The 21,428-nt window shown below is 72.2% G+C and carries 14 protein-coding genes; 8 read left to right on the top strand and 6 right to left on the bottom strand.

What is annotated here, in order from left to right; genetic code table 11:
• The first annotated feature begins 30 nt into the window (after positions 1-30).
• Positions 31-435 carry a thioesterase family protein gene (locus tag BFV98_RS29085; RefSeq protein ID WP_013287380.1) on the top strand — a complete coding sequence of 135 codons (405 nt, stop codon included), beginning with the start codon at positions 31-33 and terminating at the stop codon, positions 433-435.
• Positions 432-1,259 carry an MBL fold metallo-hydrolase gene (locus BFV98_RS29080; protein WP_071098454.1) on the top strand — a complete coding sequence of 276 codons (828 nt, stop codon included), beginning with the start codon at positions 432-434 and terminating at the stop codon, positions 1,257-1,259. The genes BFV98_RS29085 and BFV98_RS29080 overlap by 4 nt, the downstream gene beginning before the upstream one ends.
• A gap of 13 nt (positions 1,260-1,272) precedes the next feature.
• Here BFV98_RS29080 and BFV98_RS29075 read toward each other — a convergent pair whose 3' ends face one another.
• Complete coding sequence (locus BFV98_RS29075; RefSeq protein ID WP_071098452.1) at positions 1,273-2,175, bottom strand: aminoglycoside phosphotransferase family protein; 903 nt, start codon at positions 2,173-2,175, stop codon at positions 1,273-1,275.
• Between the two features lie 7 nt (positions 2,176-2,182).
• The gene (locus BFV98_RS29070; protein WP_071098450.1) at positions 2,183-2,692 is read right to left on the bottom strand and encodes a MarR family winged helix-turn-helix transcriptional regulator; all 510 of its coding nucleotides are present in this window, start codon (positions 2,690-2,692) and stop codon (positions 2,183-2,185) included.
• A gap of 82 nt (positions 2,693-2,774) precedes the next feature.
• On the opposite strand from BFV98_RS29070, the gene BFV98_RS29065 reads away from it, so the two are divergent.
• On the top strand, positions 2,775-4,001 hold the full coding sequence (locus tag BFV98_RS29065; RefSeq protein WP_047893412.1) for a multidrug effflux MFS transporter: 1,227 nt from the start codon (positions 2,775-2,777) through the stop codon (positions 3,999-4,001).
• 97 nt (positions 4,002-4,098) lie between these two features.
• Here BFV98_RS29065 and BFV98_RS29060 read toward each other — a convergent pair whose 3' ends face one another.
• The gene (locus tag BFV98_RS29060; RefSeq protein ID WP_013287385.1) at positions 4,099-5,028 is read right to left on the bottom strand and encodes a carbohydrate kinase; all 930 of its coding nucleotides are present in this window, start codon (positions 5,026-5,028) and stop codon (positions 4,099-4,101) included.
• Between the two features lie 328 nt (positions 5,029-5,356).
• On the opposite strand from BFV98_RS29060, the gene BFV98_RS29055 reads away from it, so the two are divergent.
• Entirely contained in the window at positions 5,357-6,490 is a 1,134-nt protein-coding gene (locus BFV98_RS29055; protein WP_174361809.1) for a lytic polysaccharide monooxygenase, read from the top strand.
• A gap of 59 nt (positions 6,491-6,549) precedes the next feature.
• Here BFV98_RS29055 and asnB read toward each other — a convergent pair whose 3' ends face one another.
• Positions 6,550-8,511: an asparagine synthase (glutamine-hydrolyzing) gene (gene asnB / locus BFV98_RS29050; protein ID WP_036311876.1), complete on the bottom strand. Its 1,962-nt coding sequence runs from the start codon at positions 8,509-8,511 to the stop codon at positions 6,550-6,552.
• A 113-nt stretch (positions 8,512-8,624) separates the two neighbouring features.
• Here asnB and BFV98_RS29045 point away from each other — a divergent pair, with 113 nt between their 5' ends.
• The 3 genes from BFV98_RS29045 to BFV98_RS29035 all read left to right on the top strand — a co-directional run bounded on the left by BFV98_RS29045 (position 8,625) and on the right by BFV98_RS29035 (position 14,269).
• Entirely contained in the window at positions 8,625-10,100 is a 1,476-nt protein-coding gene (locus BFV98_RS29045; RefSeq protein ID WP_013287388.1) for an aminopeptidase P family protein, read from the top strand.
• Between the two features lie 267 nt (positions 10,101-10,367).
• Positions 10,368-12,128, top strand: coding sequence for a hypothetical protein (locus BFV98_RS29040; RefSeq protein ID WP_071098448.1), 1,761 nt, complete (start codon positions 10,368-10,370; stop codon positions 12,126-12,128).
• Positions 12,129-12,412: 284 nt separating this feature from the next.
• Complete coding sequence (locus BFV98_RS29035) at positions 12,413-14,269, top strand: hypothetical protein (protein WP_071098446.1); 1,857 nt, start codon at positions 12,413-12,415, stop codon at positions 14,267-14,269.
• A 69-nt stretch (positions 14,270-14,338) separates the two neighbouring features.
• Here the strand turns inward: BFV98_RS29035 and pulA are convergent, their stop codons facing one another.
• On the bottom strand, positions 14,339-19,834 hold the full coding sequence (gene pulA, locus BFV98_RS29030) for a pullulanase-type alpha-1,6-glucosidase (protein WP_071098444.1): 5,496 nt from the start codon (positions 19,832-19,834) through the stop codon (positions 14,339-14,341).
• Positions 19,835-19,976: 142 nt separating this feature from the next.
• The gene (locus BFV98_RS29025; protein WP_071098442.1) at positions 19,977-20,666 is read right to left on the bottom strand and encodes a cellulose binding domain-containing protein; all 690 of its coding nucleotides are present in this window, start codon (positions 20,664-20,666) and stop codon (positions 19,977-19,979) included.
• Positions 20,667-20,819: 153 nt separating this feature from the next.
• On the opposite strand from BFV98_RS29025, the gene BFV98_RS29020 reads away from it, so the two are divergent.
• Positions 20,820-21,419, top strand: coding sequence for a GNAT family N-acetyltransferase (locus tag BFV98_RS29020; protein WP_013287393.1), 600 nt, complete (start codon positions 20,820-20,822; stop codon positions 21,417-21,419).
• The last annotated feature ends 9 nt before the right edge of the window (positions 21,420-21,428 follow it).

The raw sequence follows: 21,428 nt of genomic DNA, 5'->3' as shown, positions 1-21,428 counted from the left end.
CCGCGGGTCGGCTGCACTAGGCTCGGCCGCATGCAGGAGCAGCCGGAGTCGCCCTTCACGCCGGGCCTGACCGCCCGGGTCGAGCTCACAGTGACCGACGCCGACACCGCGCAGGCGGTCGGCTCGGGGGACGTGCCGGTGCTCGGCACACCCCGGGTGCTGGCGCTGGCCGAGGCCGCGACGGTGGCCGCCACCGCGACCCGGATGCCGTCCGGGTCGACCACTGTCGGCGTGCGGGTGGAGCTGGAGCACCGCGCGGCCACGCCGGTCGGTCGTACCGTGGCCGCCCACGCCGAGCTGGTGAAGGTCGACGGGAAGCGGCTCGTCTTCGACGTGACAGTCACCGACGGGCCCACCGTGGCGGCGCAGGGCCGGGTCGAGCGGGTGCTCGTCGACCGGCAGCGCTTCGTCGAGCGGGCCGTGCGCCAGTCATGACGGCCGGGTTCTCCGAGGTCGCCGCCGGGGTGCACGTGCTGCGCGAGCCGACGCTCGCGGTGAACGTCGTGCTGGTGGCCGGTGACGGCGCGGCGCTGCTCGTCGACACGCTCTCGACCGCCGGGCAGGCCCGGGAGCTGGCGGAGGCGGCGCGGGCGGTGACGCCGCACCCGTGGACGATCGTGAACACGCACCACCACTTCGACCACTGCTTCGGCAACGCCACGCTGGCCGGGCCGGACACCGCGATCTACGCGCAGGCCCAGGCCGCGGCGGCGCTGCGGGACCGGTCCGACGCGGTGCGCCGCGCCGCGTACGAGGAGATGCGTGCCGGGCACCCGGCGCTGGCCGAGGAGCTGGCGCGTACCGAACTGCGGGCGCCGACGCACGAGGTGCACGAGGAGACGGTGCTCGACGTCGGCGGCCGGCGGGTGGTGCTGCGCCATCCCGGGCACGGGCACACCGACGCCGATCTGGTGGTGCACGTGCCCGACGCGGACGTGCTGGTCGCAGGCGACCTGGTGGAGCAGAGCGGGCCACCGGCGTTCGAGGAGTCGTACCCCCTGAAGTGGCCGGACGCGCTGGCCGACCTGCTGCGGCTGACCACGCCCGCGACGGTGGTGGTGCCCGGCCACGGCGAGCCGGTCGGCGTGGACTTCGTCCGCGAGCAGCACGCGCAGCTCGCGCGACAGGCGTGGCTGATCCGCGCCGGGCACACCGGCAGCGCCCCGCCGGAGCGGGTGGCGGCCGAGTCGCCGTTCGGCGCCCGGCCGGGCCTGATCGCTGCCCGCCGCGGCTACGCGGAGCTGGACGGCACGGCCTGACCGGCGGCCGCGCTCAGCCGGCGTCGGCGAGGATCTCGCGGAGACGGTTGCGGCACTCGGCGACGAACGCCGGGAACGTGTCCCAGTAGTAGGAGACGCCGCTGGCCGCCACCCCGAGCGACCAGGCGCGGGCCCGCGCCCAGGTCACGTCGTCCACGCCGAGCGCCTCCCGGTAGGCGTGCCGGGCCTGCGGCGGAAGGTCCCAGATCGGCGCGTGTTCGGCGTCGGGGTGCCCGACTGTCAGGCCGCCGAAGTCGATGACCGCCCGCAGCCGGCCGTCGTGCACCAGCAGGTTGGTGGGCTTGAGGTCACCGTGCAGCCAGACGTGCGGCCCGGCGGGTTCGGGCAGGGTGAGGGCGTCCCGCCAGAGCCGGTCCAGGGTGTCGACGTCCGTCTCGTCGCCGATCCGGTTCCGGCAGTCGTCGAGCGCCGCGGAGATCCACGTGTCGCAGGGATGGAGGCTGCCGCCGCGGTATCCGCTGAGCGGGCCCGCGCGGGTCGCGCCGAGCAGGTCGGTCGCGTGCAGGTGCCTGACGAACGCGGCCAGGTCGGCGCCGAGGGCGGCCCAGTCCTCGACCGTGCCGGACCGGACCTCGTCGCCCGGTATCCACCGCTGCACCGACCACGGCAGCGGGAAGGCGTCGGCCGGGACGCCGGCGTACACCGGTTCCGGCACCCGGTACGGCAGCAGCGGCGCGAGCCGGGGCAGCCACTGCTGTTCCTTGCGCAGGGCGCCGGCCTTCTCGGCGGTGCGCGGCAGCCGGACGAGCAGGTCGGCACCGAGCCGGTACATCGTGTTGTCGGTCCCGGCCCCGGCCGGCGTCAGCGGCAGCGCGGCCCACTCGGGGCGCTGGTCGGCCAGCAGCGCCCGGACGACCTGCTCGTCCACGGGTATCTCGTCCTGGTGCAGGGCCATCCGGTGATCATGCGGGGCGGGACGGCGCCGCGGCCACCGGGTTTCCGGAGGCCCGTCCGGGCGGTTCCGGCCGGGCATGGCCCCGCAGTGCGCCGAGCAGCGCGTCGAGGTGCGGGGCGGCGGCCAGGATCGCCTCCCTCGCCGCCGGGTCCAGCTCGGCCAGTGCCTCGTCGAGCAGCGCGGCGCGGTTGGTCTCGTAGTCGGCCATCCGGGCCCGGGCGGCCTCGGTCACGCGCAGCCGCAGCACCCGGCGGTCGCCGGGGTCGCGGTCACGGGCCAGCAGCCCGGCGTCGGTGAGGTCGCGGACCAGCGTGCTCACCGTGTTGGGCGCGGTGCAGAGGCGCCGGGCCACCTCCTTGCCGCTGATCCCCTGCGTCTCCCGGACCAGCAGCAGCAACTCCACCTGCGCCTCGGGCAGCGGGTCTCGTCCGACGCGCGCCCCGGTCCGGCGGCGCAGGAGGCGGTGCAGCTCCCCCACGACCGCTCCGACGCGCGCGACCTGCTCGTTCGTCGCCACGGGGTCACCCGCCTCACATCGCAATAGTTCTGACTACAGATGTAAGGTACCCGGACGCACCGGATCCAGGGGGTACCCACTCGTGAGCAACGCCGCGCCGACCGCCGCGCGCCCGGCCGCCGACCGCACCACCGCGTCCACCGGCGGCGTGACGCTGCTGGTGCTGCTCGGCACGCTCACCGCGATCGGTCCGCTGTCGCTGGACATGTACCTGCCGGCGTTCCCGGCCATGACCCGCGACCTCGGCGCCGACCAGGCCGGCATCCAGCTCTCGCTGACCACCTGCCTGATCGGCCTCGCCCTGGGCCAGCTCGTCACCGGTCCGCTCAGTGACCGCTGGGGGCGCCGCCGCCCGGTGCTGGTCGGCGTGGTCGCGTACACGGTGCTGGCGCTGGCGTGCGCCGCGGCGCCGAACGCCCCGCTGCTGGCCGCCGCGCGGTTCGCCCAGGGCGTCGCCGGCGGCATGGGCGTGGTGGTCGCCCGCGCGGTGGTCCGCGACCTCTACTCGGGACGGGACGCCGCGAAGTACTTCTCCCGGCTCACCCTGGTCTTCGGCGTGGCACCGGTGGCGGCGCCGGGCGTGGGCAGCCTGGTGCTGCGGTTCGGCTCGTGGCGGGCGGTCTTCGTGGCGCTCGCCGTCATCGGGGCGGTGCTCGCCGTGGCCGTCGCGCTGCGCCTGCCGGAGACGCTGCCGGCCGAGCGCCGCAGCACCGGTGGCCTCGGGGCCACCGTACGGACCATGCGGTCGCTGCTCGCCGACCGGGTCTATCTCGGGTACGCGCTGACGCAGGGCTTCGCGTTCGCCGGGCTGTTCGCGTACATCTCCGGGTCGTCGTTCGTGTTCCAGGACGTCTTCGGCGTCTCCGCGGCCGTGTTCAGCGTGATCTTCGGCGTCAACGCGCTCGCCCTGGTCGCGGTCGGGCAGGCCAACGCCCGGCTGCTCGACCGGTTCACGCCGCGCCGGCTGCTGGTCACCACGCTCGTGGTCGGCCTGGTCACCGCGGTCGGCGTGCTGAGCGGCGCGCTGGCCGGCAGCCTGGCCGTGACGGCGGTGGCGCTGTTCGCCTTCGTCGGCTCGCTCGGCATGGTGATGCCGAACAGCACCGCGCTGGCGCTGGACGCGCACGCCCGGCACGCGGGCACCGCTGCGGCGCTGATGGGCGGCATCCAGTCGGTGGTCGGCGCGCTCGCCGCGCCGCTGGTCGGGCTCGGCGGCGAGGGCAGCGCGCTGCCGATGGCTGTGGTCCTGGCCGGCGCCGCGTTCCTGTCCCTGACCGCCGTCCTGACGATGACCCGTCCGCGCGCCTGAGCTCGCCCTCCGCGCGTGACGCCGGCCTCCGCGCGTGGGGCGGGTGTTAAGAAGGGGCCCCTCCTCTACCGGAGGCGTTAAGAAGGGGCCCTTCCTTTCACGCGAAGCGGGCTTCGACAGCGGTGCGGGTGGGCATGGCTGTGGCGCCGCCCGGTGACTCGCACACCACCGCCGCCACCCGCAGCGCGAACGCGACCCGCTCCCGCCACCCGGCCGGGTCGGCCGGCTCGCCGGCGGCCAGCAGGTCGGCCACCAGCGCGCCCATGACCGAGTCGCCCGCGCCGGTGGCGTCCACCGCGTCCACCTTCGGCGCGGGCACGCGTACCACGTCGTCGGCGGCGGCGACCAGGGCGCCGTCCGCGCCGAGCGTGACCACGACGGTGCTCGCGCCCAGTTCCCGCAGGTACGCGGCGACGCCCTCGACCGGCTCGTCCGGGTAGAGCAGCCGCGCGTCGGCGCTGCTGAGCTTCACCAGGTGCGCGGCGGCCGCGAACTCGGCGACCACCGCCCGCAGCCCGTCCAGCGCGCCCGGCGTGGTGAGCAGGCGGGGCCGCACGTTCGGGTCGAACACCCGCAGCGCGCCCGCGATCGACCAGGCGCGCCGGGCGGCGGCCAGCACCGGCGGGTCGAGCAGCACGATCGAGCCGCAGTAGAGCACGTCCGCGCCCTCGACCAGCGCCACGTCCAGGTCGTCCGGGCCGAGCAGCGCGTACGAGCGGGGTTCGCCGTAGAAGCGGAAGTCCGGCTCCGCGCCGGCGAACGTCGCCACGGCGAGCGCTGTGGGCGCCGGCACCGTGACAGTCCCGCTCACGTCCACACCCGCGTCGGTGAGGAACGCGCGGATCCGCCCGGCCAGCGCGTCGTCGCCGAGCGATCCGACGAACCGCGCGTCTCCGCCGAGCCGGGCGATCGCCACCGCCACGTTGAGCGGGCCGCCGCCGATCGCCTGCCGGTAGACGGGTTCTCCGTCGTGCTCGGCGTCGAGCAGGTCCACCAGCGCCTCGCCGAGCACCACCGCGTACCCCATCCTGGCTCCCCTCGTCGTCCTCCCCCGATCCTGGCGCATGGCGGGGTCGCGGCGCGCCGCGACCCGGACATCGAGCAGCACCTATTGCGGGCGGCGTCCGGACGTGGTGGGATGGCGATGCCGGGTAACGACGCGGGGGGCTGCCGCGTCGCCGGCCGCCGGGTCGAGCCGACGCGAGGGCATCCACGGTCCGTGGCAACGGACCGCAGGCGGTGCGCGCCCGCCGACGGCCCCGGCCGCACGCCGACCGGGCGCGGGCACCGCGATCGTCGCATCCGCTCGTCGCAGCGGGGCGGGCCGAACCGGGCCACGCTCCGCGAGTCAGGAGATCCCCGTGCACCGATCCCGTACGGCCGCGTTGCTCACCGCGGCCGCCACCCTGGCCCTGGGCGCGTTCGCCCTGGCCACCAACTCCGGACCGGCGGCCGCGCACGGCGCGGCCATGACGCCGGGCGCCCGCACCTACCTGTGCTGGAAGGACGGCCTCACCGGAACCGGTGAGATCCGGCCGAACAACCCCGCCTGCTCGTCGGCGGTGGCCGCGAACGGGGCGAACTCGCTGTACAACTGGTTCAGCGTGCTGCGCTCCGACGCCGGCGGGCGGACCGTCGGGTTCATCCCCGACGGCAAGCTGTGCAGCGGCGGCAACCCCGGCTTCAGCGGGTACGACGCGGCGCGCAACGACTGGCCGATCACTCACCTGACGGCGGGCCGGTCGATGGAGTTCCGGTACAGCAACTGGGCCCACCACCCGGGCACGTTCTACTTCTACGTGACCAAGGACAGCTGGAGCCCGAACCGGCCGCTGGCCTGGAGCGACCTGGAGGAGCAGCCGTTCCTGCAGGTGACCAACCCGCCGCAGCGCGGCGCGGTCGGCACCAACGACGGTCACTACTACTTCACCGGTAACCTGCCGTCGAACAAGAGCGGCCGGCACATCATCTACTCGCGCTGGGTCCGCTCGGACAGCCAGGAGAACTTCTTCGGCTGCTCCGACGTGACGTTCGACGGGGGCAACGGCGAGGTGACCGGGATCGGCTCGGGCGGCAGCCCCGGCCCGACCACCCCGGCGCCGACCACGCCCGCCCCGACGACGCCCGCGCCGACCACCCCGGCCCCGACCACGCCCGCGCCGACGACGAGCCCGACCATGCCGTCCGGCACCTGCATGGCGGTGTACAAGGTGGTCAGCGCCTGGAACGGCGGCTTCCAGGGCGAAGTGACGATCATGAACCACAGCACCCGGACGTACTCCGGGTGGACCGCGAACTGGACCTGGCCCAGCGGTCAGACCATCAACCAGGTGTGGAACGGCACGTTGAGCGGCAGCGGGGCGTCGGTGAGCGTCTCCAACGCCGCCTACAACGGCAGCGTCCCGCCGGAGGGCACCACGACGTTCGGCTTCACCGCGAACTTCTCCGGCACCAACTCCCTGCCGACGGTCACCTGCACCGGCAGGTGATCCCGTAGCGGGAAGGGCCCCCGGGGGCGTACCCCGGGGGCCCTGTCATGTCTGGCGGGTCAGCGGACCATGCTGCCGACGACCGGCTTGGTGAGCAGCGCGGACTGGTTGCGCTGGATGCCCGGGTCGAGCGTCTTGGCCACGAAGATGGCGTGCCAGATGCAGAAGATCAGCACGGTCCACACCTTGCGGGAGTGGTCGGCCTCCTCCCGCTTGTGCTCGTCGAGCAGGCGCATCGCGTACGACAGGTCGATCAGGTCGCCCGCGCCCGAGGTGGCCAGCACGTGCCGCGCCCACTCGTACATCTCGCCGCGCAGCCAGACCCGGGTCGGGGTCGGGAAGCCCAGCTTCTTGCGGTTGACGATGGCCGGCGGCACGACGCCCTGGAGCGCCTGGCGCATCGCGTACTTGGTGGCCTCGGAGCGGGGCGGCAGCTTCAGGTCGACCGGGATGCCGGCGGCGACGTTGAACACCTCCCGGTCCAGGAACGGCACCCGCACCTCCAGCGAGTGCGCCATCGAGATCCGGTCGGCCTTGACCAGGATGTCGCCGCGCAGCCAGGTGTAGAGGTCGACGTACTGCATCTTGGTGACGTCGTCCAGCTCGGTGCACTCGGCGTAGATCGGCGCGGTCACGTCCGTGTAGCGCACCGAGGGGTCGTAGCGGCGCAGCAGGTGCTGCTTCTCCTCCTCGGTGAACATCCGGGCGTTGCCGTAGTAGCGCTCCTCGATCGGGGTGGTGCCGCGCTCCAGGAAGCTCTTGCCCTTGACGCCCTGCGGGATCGCCTTGGACACGGCGCGCAGGCCCTTCTGCACACCGTCGGGCAGGCTGTTGACCGCGTTGAGCGACAGCGGCTCCCGGTAGATCGTGTAGCCGCCGAAGAACTCGTCCGCGCCCTCGCCGGAGAGCACCACTGTGACGTGCTCGGCGGCCTTCTTCGCCACGAAGTACAGCGGCACCAGCGCCGGGTCGGCGACCGGGTCGTCCAGGTGCCAGACGATCTTCGGCAGCGCGTCGATCATGTCCTGCGGCCCGATCTTGGTCGGGATGGTGGTCACGTCGAGGTGCCGGGCCGAGTCCTGGGCCACGTCGATCTCGGAGTAGCCGGGCACGTCGTAGCCGACCGTGAAGGTGAGGATGTTCGGGTTGAACTCGCGGGCCAGCGCCACCACCGCTGTGGAGTCGATGCCGCTGGACAGGAACGAGCCGACCGGCACGTCCGAGCGCATGTGCATCCGTACGCTCTCGCGCAGCGTCTCCCGGATGTCGTGGTAGAGCCGCTGCTCGTCGGAGACCGGGGCCGGCCGGAACACCGGGCGGTACCAGCGGCGCACCTCGATCCGGCCGCCAGGGGTCCAGGTCAGGTACTCCCCCGAGCCGATCCGGCTGATCCCCTTGTGCAGGGTGCCCGGCTCGGGCACGTACTGCAGCGTCAGGTAGTGGCTCAGGTTCGCGGTGTCGATACCAGCGTCGCCCTGGTACGCCGAGTGCGCGAACGGCAGCAGCGCCTTCTTCTCCGAGGCGAGGTAGAGGCCGTCCTGTGTCTCCAGGTAGTGCAGCGGCTTGATGCCGAAGTAGTCCCGCGCGCCGAAGGCCCGCCGCTCCTGCCGGTCCCAGATCACGAACGCGAACATGCCGCGCAGCTTGGTGAGCACCTGCTCACCCCAGTAGTGGTAGCCGGCGACGATCACCTCGCCGTCGCCGTTGGTGGCGAACTGGGCGCCGTAGTCGCGGATCAGCTCCTCGCGCAGCTCGATGTAGTTGTAGATCTCGCCGTTGAAGGTGAGCAGGTACCGCCCGCCCGCGTACGGCAGGGGCTCGTGGCTCAGCGCCACGTCGATGATCGCCAGGCGCTTGTGCGCGAACACGCCGTCCGCGTACCGGCCGGAGGCGTCGCCGACCACCTCGACCCCTGTCTCGTCCGGGCCGCGGTGGTGCAGGCACTCCAGTGCGCCGGCGATGTTGTCGCGGTGGGCGGCGGCGTCGCCGCGCGCGCTGAAGAAGGCCAGGAGTCCGCACATGGCCGCCATCTTTCCACGCGCCGGAAGCCACCGTCGCGGCACCGCAGGCACCTCCCGCTGTCGTGCGCGCGGTACCGTCGGGACCAGCGACGAGGCTCAGGGAGGGGCGGATCATGGCCGAGGAGCGGACCGGGCAGGGCAAGGCGGCGGACGGCACGGAGTCGCACGACCCGGATTTCCCGGAGGCGTTCCTGTCGTTCATGCGGCAGGGCTGGCGGGACACCGAACTGCCGGTCACACCGCGCGCAGAGGTGCCCAACCACGCCAAGCGCCGGGCCGCGCTAGCCGAGGCCTTCCCGGGCGAGACGCTGGTCATCCCCACCGGCAACGAGAAGGTACGCGCCAACGACACCGACCACCGGTTCCGGCCGGGCAGCGACTTCGCGTACCTGACCGGCGACCTGGAGCCGGACAGCGTCCTCGTGCTGCGGCCGGGCGGCGAGGCCACGCTGTTCATGCGGCCCCGGTCGTCCCGGGCGACCGACGAGTTCTTCCGCAGCCGCCACGGCGAGCTGTGGGTGGGCCGCCGGCCGACGCTGCGGGAGAAGTCGACCGAGCTGGGGCTGCCGACGGCCGACCTGAGCGAGCTGGACGCCGCGCTGGCCGAGCTGGCGCCGGGGCGTACCCGTGTGCTCCGCGGTTTCGACGCCCGGGTGGACGCGGCGGTGCGTCAGTACGACGGCGCGCGCGCCGAGGGGCAGCCCGGCCGCGACCGGGAGCTGGCGATCGCGATCGCCGAGCTGAAGCTGGTCAAGGACGAGTGGGAGATCGCGCAGCTCCAGGAGGCGTGCGACGCGACGGTGCGCGGCTTCGAGGACGTGGCACGGGCACTGCCCGCCGACCGCGGGGTCTCCGAGCGGCTGCTGGAGGGCGTCTTCGCGCTGCGTGCCCGGCACGACGGCAACGACGTCGGCTACGGCTCGATCGTCGGGGCCGGCGAGCACGCCACGATCCTGCACTGGGTGCACAACCACGGCGCCACCCGTCCGGGTGAGCTGCTGCTGATGGACATGGGCGTGGAGAACCGCAACCTCTACACCGCCGACGTGACCCGGGTGCTCCCGGTCGACGGCCGGTTCACGCCGTTGCAGCGTCAGGTCTACGACGCGGTGTACGCCGCGCAGCAGGCCGGCATCGAGATGTGCCGGCCCGGCGTAGCGTTCCGGGACGTGCACCTCGCCTCCATGCGGGTGCTGGCCGAGGCGTTGAAGGATCTCGGGCTGCTGCCGGTCAGCGTGGACGAGGCGATGGACCCGGCCTCCACGGTCTACCGGCGGTGGACGCTGCACGGCACCAGTCACATGCTCGGCATCGACGTGCACGACTGCGCCAACGCCCGCAAGGAGACCTACCGCGAGGGGCCGCTCGGCGAGGGGTACGTGCTCACCGTCGAGCCGGGGCTCTACTTCCAGCCGGAGGACGAGCTGGTCCCGGAGGAGCTGCGGGGCGTCGGCGTGCGGATCGAGGACGACATCCTGGTCACCGCTGACGGCCCGGTGAACATGTCGGCCGGGCTGCCGCGCGCCTCCGCCGAGGTGGAGACCTGGCTGGCCGAGCAGCGTGAGGCGGGCCCCCGCCTGCCTGGCTGATCCCCCGCGGCCGCGAACTCCCTCGGGCCCCACCACCGCGCCTTTCCGCCAGGTGGTGGGGCCCGCCGCCGTTCCGGGCCGTTCCCGTACCGCTCACGTGGTTGGTCACCGACCGCCGTTCGTGGGAGGAATGCGGGCTTTTTTCGGATACGTCTTCCTCGCGAGGAACCTTCTCATACGGTGCTGATCAGAGGCTACAACCGGTTTGTAGCTGGTCGCCCGGCCTGGGGCGGTGCGACCCGTTTGGGAAGAACCGAAAGGGCTCTCATGTCGAACGACGTAACGACACCCGACGGCGGCGCGCCGATGGCGCCCCCGCCGCGGACGAGCAAGCGGCGGGCGCTCTGGGTCGCCACCGGCGTGGCCGGGCTGACCGGCGTCGTCGGGCTGGCGGCACTCGGCGGTCTCGCCGCCCGCGACGACAAGTCCGGCACCGAACCGGTGGCGGAGAACCACGCCGCCGCGCCGCAGAACGCCGCTGACGACTCCCGCGCCGAGGGCGGGAAGGGCGGCGAGAAGGGCGAGGACGGGTACGGCAAGGGCGGCCGCGACCGTGGCGAGTGGGGCCCGGACAAGGGCGAGTGGGGCAAGGACGGCAAGGACGACCACGGCAAGACCCGCGAGGTCCCCTGCAAGGACGACGCCCTGATCGACGCCCTCGAACTGGCCAACCGCGACCACGGCGGCACCATCAAGCTCGCCGAGAACTGCACCTACGAACTCGGCGTCAAGGACCGCAAGTTCGGCTCCGCCCTGCCCGAGATCAAGCAGGACGTCACCATCAAGGGCAACAACTCCACCATCAAGCGCGACGCCGAAGACACCTTCCGCATCTTCCGCGTCGTCGACGGCGGCGACCTCACCCTCAAGGACCTCACCGTCAAGGGCGGCAACGCCAACGAGTTCAAGTACCCCGGCGGCGGTGGCCCCGCGCCGACGACGCTCGTCCCGGACGGCAAGGACGACGACAAGCGGTTCGAGGGTGACGGCGGCGCGCTCCTGGTGGAGCGTGGCGGCAGCGCGCACCTGTCGAACGTGAAGCTCGTCGACAACAACGCCGAGGGCGACGGCGGCGCCATCGCCAACTACGGCCGCACCTGGCTCAAGGAGAGCAAGGTCGTCGGCAACCACGCCCAGGGCGACGGCGGCGGCGTCTACAACGAGGGCATCCTCAAGGTCGAGGAGACCCACGTCGACGACAACACCGCAGGCGGCAACGGCGGCGGCATCGCCAACGGCGGCGGTGAGCACCACGACGGGCCGGTCGACCTGACCTCGGCCGCGAAGCCCGGCAAGGGCGACAAGGGCGAGCACGGCAAGCACCACGCGGGCACGGTCGAGATCATCGGGGCGCACGAGGGCAAGGACGCCTCGCTGAGCACGCTGAGCCACAACCGGGCCGGCCACAACGGTGGCGGTCTGTTCAGCAGCGGCGGCTGGGTCACCGTCTCGTTCACCGCGATCGGCGGCAACGTCGCCTGCGAGAACGGTGGCGGCGTGTACGCCGAGAACACCGACCTGCTCCTGGAGAAGGTCCACGTGGCGGGCAACCACGCCGACGGCGACGGCGGCGGCGTGGTGACGACCGGTGGTCGGGACTGGGCCGGTAACGGCGCCGAGAAGGACGGCCTCGCGGGTAGCGCCACGATCGCCGACAGCGCCGTCGTGGACAACACGGCCGGCCGGTTCGGTGGCGGCATCTTCAACGGTGAGTGGCTCGTCAAGATCGAGGACGGCTTCATCGTCCGCGACCACGACAAGGACGACAACGCCACCCTCACCATCCGCGACACCGACATCAAGGGCAACACCGCCCTCAACGGCGGCGGCATCTTCAACAACAAGGCGAAGATCACCCTGACCAAGACCCACGTCACCAAGAACACCGCCACCGACTCCAGCAAGCTCCACCGGGTCGCCGGCGGCGTCCTCAACAACGAAGGACGCGTCAAGCTCGACGACAAGTCCCTCATCAGCAACAACGACCCCACCAACTGCGCCAACACCGTCGAGGACTGCTTCAACTAACGGAACCACCACATAACCGGGAAGCCCTCCTCGCGCCGTGTCGCGAGGAGGGCTCCCACCCCGGACAGCCCGGCTGGCCGTGGTGTCCCCCGCCGGGGCATCCGGGCCGCACTGCGCCCGCCCATCCCACCCACACCCTTATGCGGGTTTTTTTCGTGTATGACCACGAGGCGAAGAAGGTTCTCATACGGTCATCTTCAGCAGCTACAACCGATTTGTAGCGAAGGCCGCCTCGCCAGGGCGAAGCGACCTTGTCAGGTACAAGGAGAGGGCAGAGAGCTCCGATGTCCAACTACCTTCGCAATAACGATGACGCCACCAGCAAGACCATCTCCCCGCTCCGGCGTCGCCGGATGTGGCTCGCCACCGGCGTTGTGGGCCTGACCGGAGCGGTCAGCCTCGCCGGCGTGGCCTACGCGACCACCGGGGCCACCGGCCCGCACCGGCTCGCCGACGTCAAGTGGTCGACCACGCAGCAGCTCAGCGACGGCGACTACGGCGACAAGGGCGCCGAGGGCGAGTACGACAAGGACGGGTACGACAAGGACGGGTACGGCAAGGACGGCAAGGACCGCGGCAAGGAAGGCCGCGACCGCGGCGAGTGGGGCCCGGACAAGGGCGAGTGGGGCAAGGACGGCAAGGACGACCACGGCAAGACCCGCGAGGTCCCCTGCAAGGACGAGGCCCTGATCGACGCCCTCGAACTGGCCAACCGCGACCACGGCGGCACCATCAAGCTCGCCGAGAACTGCACCTACGAACTCGGCGTCAAGGACCGCAAGTTCGGCTCCGCCCTGCCCGAGATCAAGCAGGACGTCACCATCAAGGGCAACAACTCCACCATCAAGCGCGACGCCGAAGACACCTTCCGCATCTTCCGCGTCGTCGACGGCGGCGACCTCACCCTCAAGGACCTCACCGTCAAGGGCGGCAACGCCAACGAGTTCAAGTACCCCGGCGGCGGCCAGCCGCCGGCCGCCGCCCCGGCGGTAGCGGCCCCGGCTGTCGCGGCCCCGGCTGTCGCGGCCCCGGCCGCGGCGACCACGGCCGCCGCTGTCACGCCCGTCGCGGACGGCATGAACGGCGGCAAGGACGACGACAAGCGGGTCGAGGGCGACGGCGGCGCGCTGCTCGTCGAGCGTGGCGGCAGCGCCTACCTGGACAACGTCAAGCTCGTCGACAACAACGCCGAGGGCGACGGCGGCGCCATCGCCAACTACGGCCGCACCTGGCTCAAGGAGAGCAAGGTCGTCGGCAACCACGCCCAGGGCGACGGCGGCGGCGTCTACAACGAGGGCATCCTCAAGGTCGAGGAGACCCACGTCGACGACAACACCGCAGGCGGCAACGGCGGCGGCATCGCCAACGGCAGCGGCCTGTCCGGTGGGCACGGCCCGGCGGCCTCCGCCGGGCCGAAGGGCTACGACCCGAAGGGCAAGCACCACGAGGCCGGCATCGTCGAGATCTTCGGCTCCGACCACGGCAAGGACGGCGTCAAGTCCACCCTGTCGGACAACCGCGCCGGCAAGAACGGCGGCGGTCTGTTCAGCAGCGGCGGCACCGTCACGGTCTCCTTCACCGCGATCACGGGCAACACCGCCTGCGAGAACGGTGGCGGCGTGTACGCCGAGAACACCGACCTGCTCCTGGAGAAGGTCCACGTCGCCAAGAACCACGCCGACGGCGACGGTGGCGGTGTGGTGGTCACCGGTGGCAAGCACTGGGGCTACCCGGACAACAAGGAGCACGCCAGCGCCACGATCGCCGACAGCAAGATCGTCGACAACACCGCCAACCGCTTCGGCGGCGGCATCTTCAACGGTGAGTGGCTCGTCAAGATCGAGGACGGCTTCATCGTCCGCGACCACGACAAGGACGACAACGCCACCCTCACCATCCGCGACACCGACATCAAGGGCAACACCGCCCTCAACGGCGGCGGCATCTTCAACAACAAGGCGAAGATCACCCTGACCAAGACCCACGTCACCAAGAACACCGCCACCGACTCCAGCAAGCTCCACCGGGTCGCCGGCGGCGTCCTCAACAACGAAGGACGCGTCAAGCTCGACGACAAGTCCCTCATCAGCAACAACGACCCCACCAACTGCGCCAACACCGTCGAGGACTGCTTCAACTGACCTGACGGCCCGGGGTACGCGACCGGCCCCCTGCCACGAAACGTGGCAGGGGGCCGGTCGGCCGTGCGGTCAGCTCTGGACGAACACCGCCACGCTGCGCGCGGGCACGGTGAACGTGCCGGCGGCCCGGTCGAACGACGCGGTACGCAGCGCCGGGTCGGCCGAGTCCCGCAGCACCGGATGCAGTGCCACGTTCGCCCCGCGCAGCCCGGTGACTGTCTGCTTCGCCGTCTCCGGCGTGGCGTTGAAGACGACTGTCACCGACTTCCACCTCCCGTCCAGCCCTCGCGCGTCGAGGGTCATGGTGAGCACGCCCGGGGTCTCCTTCGTCCCGGACAGCGGGAACGCCACCCGCTTCTGCACCTGGGCGGCGGTGTCGAGCCCGAACACCGGCGAGGACCGGCGGACGCGCAGCAGCTCCGCGTACCGGGCGTCGGCCAGGTCGATCGCCGCGCAGTCCGGCACCAGCGACGGATCGGCCAGCAGCGGCTTCGCGTACGACCACTTGTCCTTGTTGTCGGCCTCCGGCGGCAGGCCGGCGCCGAACCCGTTGCCCTGGGCGCAGTCCCACCGGATCTGGTTGAACCAGTCACCGGAGTTGTACGAGTTGCGGTCCAGCGACTTCGAGCGCAGCCGCTCCGAGCCGGTGGTCACGAACCCGGCACCCTGCCCGAGCGCGGTGGTCGCCAGCGCGAGCACCTGCATCCGGGCCCGGTCCTGCGCCGAGGTCCCCTGCGGCAGCTTGTACGCCAGCGCGTCGTACAGGATCTCGTTGTCGTGCGCGTCGACGTAGGTGACCGCCTCGCCCGGCGCGGCGGTGTACCCGGCCGGGGCGCCGTTGTAGTCGACCTGCGCCCCGGTGACCCGCTTGCCGGTGGAGTCGGTGAACCGGTAGCCGCGCAGGTTCCCGGTCAGCCCCACCTTGATCAGGTCGTGCTGGTGCAGCAGCCGGGCCCGCTGCTCGGCCGCCGAACCGTTGACGTCGTCGCCGTTGGGGTCGGTGTAGAGGCCGGAGGCGAAGCCCTGCGCCCGCGGGTTGGCGTCGAACGGGCCGCCGCCGCGCACCGCGTCGCGGAGCCGGTCGTTGAATGTGCCGACGCCGGTGCCGGCCATGTTGGCCTGGGTGGCCTGCGTGAACCGGGCGTCGTCGGCGACCTCGCCGAAGTTCCAGCCCTCGCCGTACAGCAGGATCTTGCGGCCGTCCACGCCGTCGCGGGCGAGCGTGAGCTTGTCCAGCGCGGCCCGTACGGCGAGGATGTTCGCCTTCGGGTGGTGGCCCATCAGGTCGAACCGGAAGCCGTCGACCTTGTACGCCTTGGCCCAGGTCACCAGCGAGTCCACCACGAGCTTGCCCATCATGGCGTGCTCCGGCGCGGTGTTGGCGCAGCAGGTGGAGTTGGCGACCGTCCCGTCCTCCAGGAGCCGGTGGTAGTAGCCCGGCACCACCTGGTCGAGCACCGACTTCGGGTCGGCGCCGGCGGCCGAGGTGTGGTTGTAGACCACGTCCATGACCACCCGCAGCCCGGCCTTGTTGACTCCGGCGACCATCTGGCGGAACTCGGTGGTGCGCTTCGCGCCGTTCGGGTCGGTGGCGTACCCACCCTCGGGCACCGTGTAGTGCAGCGGGTCGTACCCCCAGTTGTAGCCGTCGGTGCCGGCGACCGCCGCGACGCACTTCTGCTGCTCGTCGGAGTCCGGCGGCAGCGCGGCCAGGTCGCAGTTCGGCCGGGCCTGGTCGGCCCGCTTCTCCGGGATGGTGGCGAAGTCGAAGGCCGGCAGCAGGTGCAGGTGGTTGACCCCGGCGTCGCCGAGCTTGCGCAGGTGCTTCATGCCGGCGCTGTTCGGGTCGGTGAACGCCAGGTAGGTGCCCCGCCGGTCGGCGGGAACCGTGGTGTCGGCGATGGAGAAGTCCCGTACCGACAGCTCGGAGATCTGGACCTTGGACGCCGGCGGCGCGGCCGGCTTGCGCAGGTTCGCCCAGCCGGCCGGCGCGAGCGCCGGGTCGGTCAGGTCGACGATCTGGCTGTGCGTGGAGTTCGGCGCGAGCGCCACCGAGTACGGGTCGGTCACCGACGCGGTGACCATCTTCTGCGTGGCCGGCTGCCACGCCTGCACCCGGTAGCGGTAGTAGCGGCCGTTCCACGCCTTCGAGCCGCGTACCGACCAGACGCCGGTGCGGTCGTCGCGGCGCATCGCCACGGTGGCCGGCTGGGCCGTGGGCGAGTCGAACAGTTCCAGCGACACGGTCCGCGCGGTCGGCGCCCACACCGCCAGGGTGGGCACCCGGCCGGCGAACGTCGGCCCGAGCTTCGCGCCGGTCGCCGCCGCGTAGACGTCGTCGAGCACGCCGGGGATCTGCACGCCGGTGGCGGCGAGCAGCGCGCCCTCGGCGTCCCGCTCGGTCACCACGATCTGGCCGCGCAGCGCCGCCGGCACCCGGGCCAGGTCGGCGCGGTCCAGCGAGAAGGCGCGCGAGGCCCAGAGATGGGGGTACGCCTGCCGTTGCGCCTCGGTCAGCCCGTTGCGCTGCGCCCGCAGCGCGATGGTGGTGTACGTGCCGGTCAGCTCACCGTCGGCGAGGCCGATCCCACCGGCCGGGGCGACTGCCAGCGCGTACCGCCTGCCGTCGGTCGGCCCGGTCGCCCACGCCACCGTGGACCTGTCGATCCACTGCGCCTTCTGCTTGGTCAGGTCGAGATCCTTCGCGGCGCCGGACGTGGTGGTCGGCAGCAGCCGTCCCTTCACGCCGGCGAGCAGCCACACCTCGCGCCCGGCACCGGCGAAGTCGAGCCGCTGGTCCTCGGGCTGATCCTTCTCGTCGCCTCGGTGGATGATGTAGCTCAGCCCGGTCGCCCCGGCGGCGAGGGGCACCCGGAACACCGCGCCGTACGCGTCGGTCTTCTCCGGCTTGAGCGGGGCGGCCCAGTCGGTCGGGTTGGCCGCGCCGTCCCACAGGTGCAGGCCCCAGCCGTCGTAGTTCCCGTCGGCCTTGCGCCAGTGGATCAGCGCGGTGTCCTGGGCGACGGGCGGGTCGGGTTCGCCGGTGGCGGCCTGCCGCGTCGGGTAGACCGCCGGGTCGCCCTGCTTGACCCAGACCTCGCCGGTCGCAGTCACGTCGATGGTGCGGTCGTTCGCGACGTCCTTGTTGCCGTCGCCGTCGATCACGAGGAACCCGACCGTCTTCGCACCGGGCTTGAGCTTGACCCAGGCGAACCGGCCGTACGAGTCCTCACCGGCGAACGGCTGCCCGGCGGGCCACTGCGTCACGTACGCCGGGTCGATGTCGCCCCAGGCGTAGAGCCGCCAGTCGTCGTACCCGCCGGCCGGACGCTGGTAGTGCACGATCGCCCAGTCCCGCGACGCGCCCTGGGCGGGGGTGCCGACGGTGCCGGTGGCCCGGGCGGTGGCGGTGCGGCCCTTGCCGTCGCGGACCACCGCCTTGTACTCCACGCGGGTGCCGCCGGGCAGGCCGGTCAGGTCGTGGTGCACGGTGTACGGCGCGCGGTGCGCGGTGCCCAGCAGCGTCCACTTGCCGCCCGCGACCCGGGCGGCGAACGTGACGGTGGCGAGCGGGTCGCCGGTCACCTGGGCGGTGACGGCGGCCTTGCCGGGGACCGGGGTGTCGCCCGGCTCGGTGATCGTGATCTTCGGTGCCCCGGCCTGCGGGATCGCCCGGTCGGCCTTGAGCACCAGCGCCGACATGGCCGGCACGGTGACGCTCAGCTTGCCGTCCGCGCCGGCGGTCGCGCCGGTGGCGCCGCCGTACACGCCGGTGAAGCGGGCGCCGGCCGACCAGGTGTCCACTGTGACAGTCTGCGGCGTCGCGGCGTTGTTCACCGCCGCCACGTACTCGATCCGGTCGGCGGGCAGGACGCGGGAGAACGCGAAGACGCCCGGCCCGTCGGCCGCGTACCGGGTCACCTGCACGCCGTCGCGCAGCGCCGGGTGCGCCGTCCGCAGCTCGCCCAGCTCGGCGATGGTCCGGTAGAGCGGGTGGTGGGTGTCGTACTGGTCGGCGGCGTGGGTGCGGGTGGTGCCGATCAGGTCGTCGTCGAGGTAGTCGGCGGTCCGCGAGGCGAACATGTCCTGCCGGGCGTCCTTGTCGCCGCCCGGTCCGGTGAAGCCCTGCTCGTCGCCGGAGTAGACGACCGGCTGGCCGCGGGTGAGGAACATGAGCTGGTGGGCGAGCCGGCTGCGGTTCAGCTGGGTGGCGTCGTCACCGCCGGCGGCGGCGACGAACGAGCCGATCCGGCCCATGTCGTGGTTGCCCAGGAACGTGGTGAGCCGGTTGGCGTTCGTGTCCCGCGCGGAGTACAGGTCGTCCTTGGCGTAGACGTCGGCGAGCGTCTTGGCCGAGCCGTCGGCGGCGGCGTACCCGCGTGCCGCCTCCTGGAACGAGAAGTCGAGCGTGGCGGGCAGTCCGCCCTGCCGCACGTAGGTGGACTGGATCTCCTGCTCGGCGCTGTAGACCTCGCCGAACATGAAGAAGTCCTTCTTGCCGGCCTTCGCGGCGGCGGCGTCGATGCCGCGGGCGAACTGCGGCCAGAAGTCGAGGTTGGCGTGCTTGACCGTGTCGAGGCGGAACCCGTCCACGCCGGCCTTGCCGATCCACTGGGCGTAGATGTCGGTCATGCCGCGGACCACCTCGGGACGCTCGGTCCACAGGTCGTCGAGGCCGAAGAAGTCGCCGTACTCGCTGTTCTCCCCGGCGAAGGTGGAGTCACCGCGGTTGTGGTACATGGTCGGGTCGTTCAGCCACGCCGGTACCTTGACCTTCGCGTCGGCCGGGGTGGCGAACACCGGGGTGTACGGGAACGACGTCGAGTTCACCGCCGGGAACTTCCGGGTGCCGTCGGCGTAGTTGCGGTCCTCGAAGGGACGCCCCTGCGCGTCGCGGTACGGCGCGGTCTTCTTGTCCACGTAGCCGTACTTGTCCTCGGCGTACCGGATGACGTCGGCGGTGTGGTTGACGATGATGTCGAGGTAGACCTTGATGCCCCGCCGGTGGGCCAGGTCGACCAGCTTCTTCAGCTCGGCGTTGGTGCCGAAGTGCGGGTCGACCTGGGTGAAGTCGGTGATCCAGTAGCCGTGGTAGCCGGCCGAGACGTCCGCGCCGGTGCCCTGCACGGGACGGTTCTTGAAGATCGGCGCGAGCCAGATGGCGGTGGTGCCGAGCCCTTGGATGTAGTCCATCCGGTCGATCAGGCCCTTGAGGTCGCCACCGTGGTAGAAGCCCTTGTCGGCCGGGTCGAGGCCGGTGGTGAGCCGGCCGCCGGTCAGACCGCCGGTGTCGTTGCGCTTGTCGCCGTTGGCGAACCGGTCGGGCAGGACGAAGTAGAACTGCTCGGCCTTGGCGGTGCCGGTGCCGGCCTTGAGGAGCGCGTCGGGGGACGGCTCGCGGTTCCACTGCGGAGCATTGCCGGCGGCCAGGACGTCGGGGGTGGCGGCCGGGGCGGTGGCGTCGGCGCCGAGCTGGTGGAGGGCCACCGGCACGCCGACGAGAGTGAGTACGAGGGAGGTGACCAGGGCGAGCAGCGCCTTGGGGGATATCGGCGGCGGTTTCATCGACGGCCTTTCTCTGGTCGCTGATTCGCCCGCACGCTAGCCCTTGCCGAAACATTCTGCAATACCTTGCAAACCATGCCGCAACAAAGCAGTCACCTTGCAAGAGGAGACACTCGCGCCGACCCCGACCGGGCCGCCGGATCTAGCGGTCGGTGCAGGGCGTGCCGTCGACAGTGCAGCTCACCGGCCGGGTGCCGGCCCGCTCGATGTGGAACCGCACCGGCACGGACTGCCCGGGGGCCAGGTCGAACCCGCTGCGGTAGGTGAACACGCCGTCGTCGAAGCGGAACACGCCCTGCTCGGCGCCCTCGACCCAGGCGGTGACCAGCCGGCCACCGGGGAACACCGCGCGCACCGTCCAGCCCTGCGGCGTACGCGCGGTGTTGACCAGCAGCACCTCGCCGATGAAGCCGCCGTCGAAGGCGCTCATCACGCTGTACCGGCCGGTCACCGCGGACGGCGGCGGCGCGGGAGGCGGCGGCGCGGGCGGCACCGGCCGGGCCACGCCCCGAGGGCTGGGGGTCGGCGCGGCCGGCGTCGGCCGGGCGGGCAGCACCGTGGACCGGGGAGACAGGCCCGGCACCACCGGAGCGGTGGCGGCCACCGGCGACGGGCCGGTGGCGCTGACCGCCGTGGGCGTCAGCGGGACGTGCGGCAGCGACATCACCGGATCCGCCGGACCGGCCGCCGGGAACGTACGCCGGCCCCGCACCGAACCGAGCGCCACCACCAGCAGGACCACCATCACGACCACGCCCGCGGCGACGAGGATCCAGGGGGACGAGGTCATGGCGGTCCCGGGCTGCGGGCCGGGACGACGCGTGCGGGACATGGTCCTCCTGTCGGGGTCCGGGCCAGCGTAGCCACACGGACCGGGTCGCGGCGAGCACTCCGATCGGGGCCTGCCGCACGGCGTGGACACCTGATACCTTGCACGCCGATCAATGACCACAATGGCTCGTCGAGCCGGTAGGACGGTTGGCCAGTGAGTGAGTGGCAGGGCAACATCCGGCGGGCGTCCACGGCGGACGCAGCCGTCGTGACCGCGATCCTCGCCGAGGCGTTCATGCGGGATCCGGTGAGCGGCTGGGTCTTCCCGGCCGACGACCACCGCGCCCGGGTCCATCCCGCCTTCTTCGGACCGTTCGTCGCGCTGGCGCTGCGCACCGGTGAGGTGCACGTCGCCGGCGACGGCCTGGGCGCCACGCTCTGGCTGCCCACCGGCGAAGGACACGACGCCGACGAGGGCGACGAGTTCGACGAGATGGAGGCCGCGATCGGCGCGGAGGCCATGAAGCGGTTCGGCGTGCTGGACGAGATGATGAGCGCCCGGCACCCGGCTGAGCCGCACTGGTACCTGCCCTTCATCGCGGTACACCCCGACCATCACGGCAAGGGCGTCGGCTCGGCGCTGCTGCGTAACAAGCTGGCCGAGCTGGATCAGGCCGGCACCGCGGCGTACCTGGAGGCCAGTTCGCCGCGCAACGCCGCGCTCTACGAGCGGCTCGGATTCCGGCGCCGCCCGCTCACGCTGGACCTGCCGGAGGGCCCCAGCCTCTACCCGATGTGGCGCGACCCGGCCTGACCGGTACCG

Origin of the sequence: Micromonospora sp. WMMB235, from assembly GCF_001855515.1 — a bacterium.
GTDB classification, from domain to species: Bacteria; Actinomycetota; Actinomycetes; order Mycobacteriales; family Micromonosporaceae; genus Micromonospora; species Micromonospora aurantiaca.
Note: the sequence above shows the minus strand (reverse complement) of the source record. Positions and strands in the feature narration are given on the sequence as shown.

Coding starts and splice junctions, on each gene's coding strand:
- BFV98_RS29085 (WP_013287380.1), top strand. CDS start 31: ATGCAGGAGCAGCCGGAGTCGCCCTTCACGCCGGGCCTGACCGCCCGG.
- BFV98_RS29075 (WP_071098452.1), bottom strand. CDS start 2,175: ATGGCCCTGCACCAGGACGAGATACCCGTGGACGAGCAGGTCGTCCGG.
- BFV98_RS29045 (WP_013287388.1), top strand. CDS start 8,625: ATGGCCGAGGAGCGGACCGGGCAGGGCAAGGCGGCGGACGGCACGGAG.
- BFV98_RS29060 (WP_013287385.1), bottom strand. CDS start 5,028: ATGGGGTACGCGGTGGTGCTCGGCGAGGCGCTGGTGGACCTGCTCGAC.
- BFV98_RS29080 (WP_071098454.1), top strand. CDS start 432: ATGACGGCCGGGTTCTCCGAGGTCGCCGCCGGGGTGCACGTGCTGCGC.
- BFV98_RS29040 (WP_071098448.1), top strand. CDS start 10,368: ATGTCGAACGACGTAACGACACCCGACGGCGGCGCGCCGATGGCGCCC.
- BFV98_RS29035 (WP_071098446.1), top strand. CDS start 12,413: ATGTCCAACTACCTTCGCAATAACGATGACGCCACCAGCAAGACCATC.
- asnB (WP_036311876.1), bottom strand. CDS start 8,511: ATGTGCGGACTCCTGGCCTTCTTCAGCGCGCGCGGCGACGCCGCCGCC.
- BFV98_RS29025 (WP_071098442.1), bottom strand. CDS start 20,666: ATGTCCCGCACGCGTCGTCCCGGCCCGCAGCCCGGGACCGCCATGACC.
- pulA (WP_071098444.1), bottom strand. CDS start 19,834: ATGAAACCGCCGCCGATATCCCCCAAGGCGCTGCTCGCCCTGGTCACC.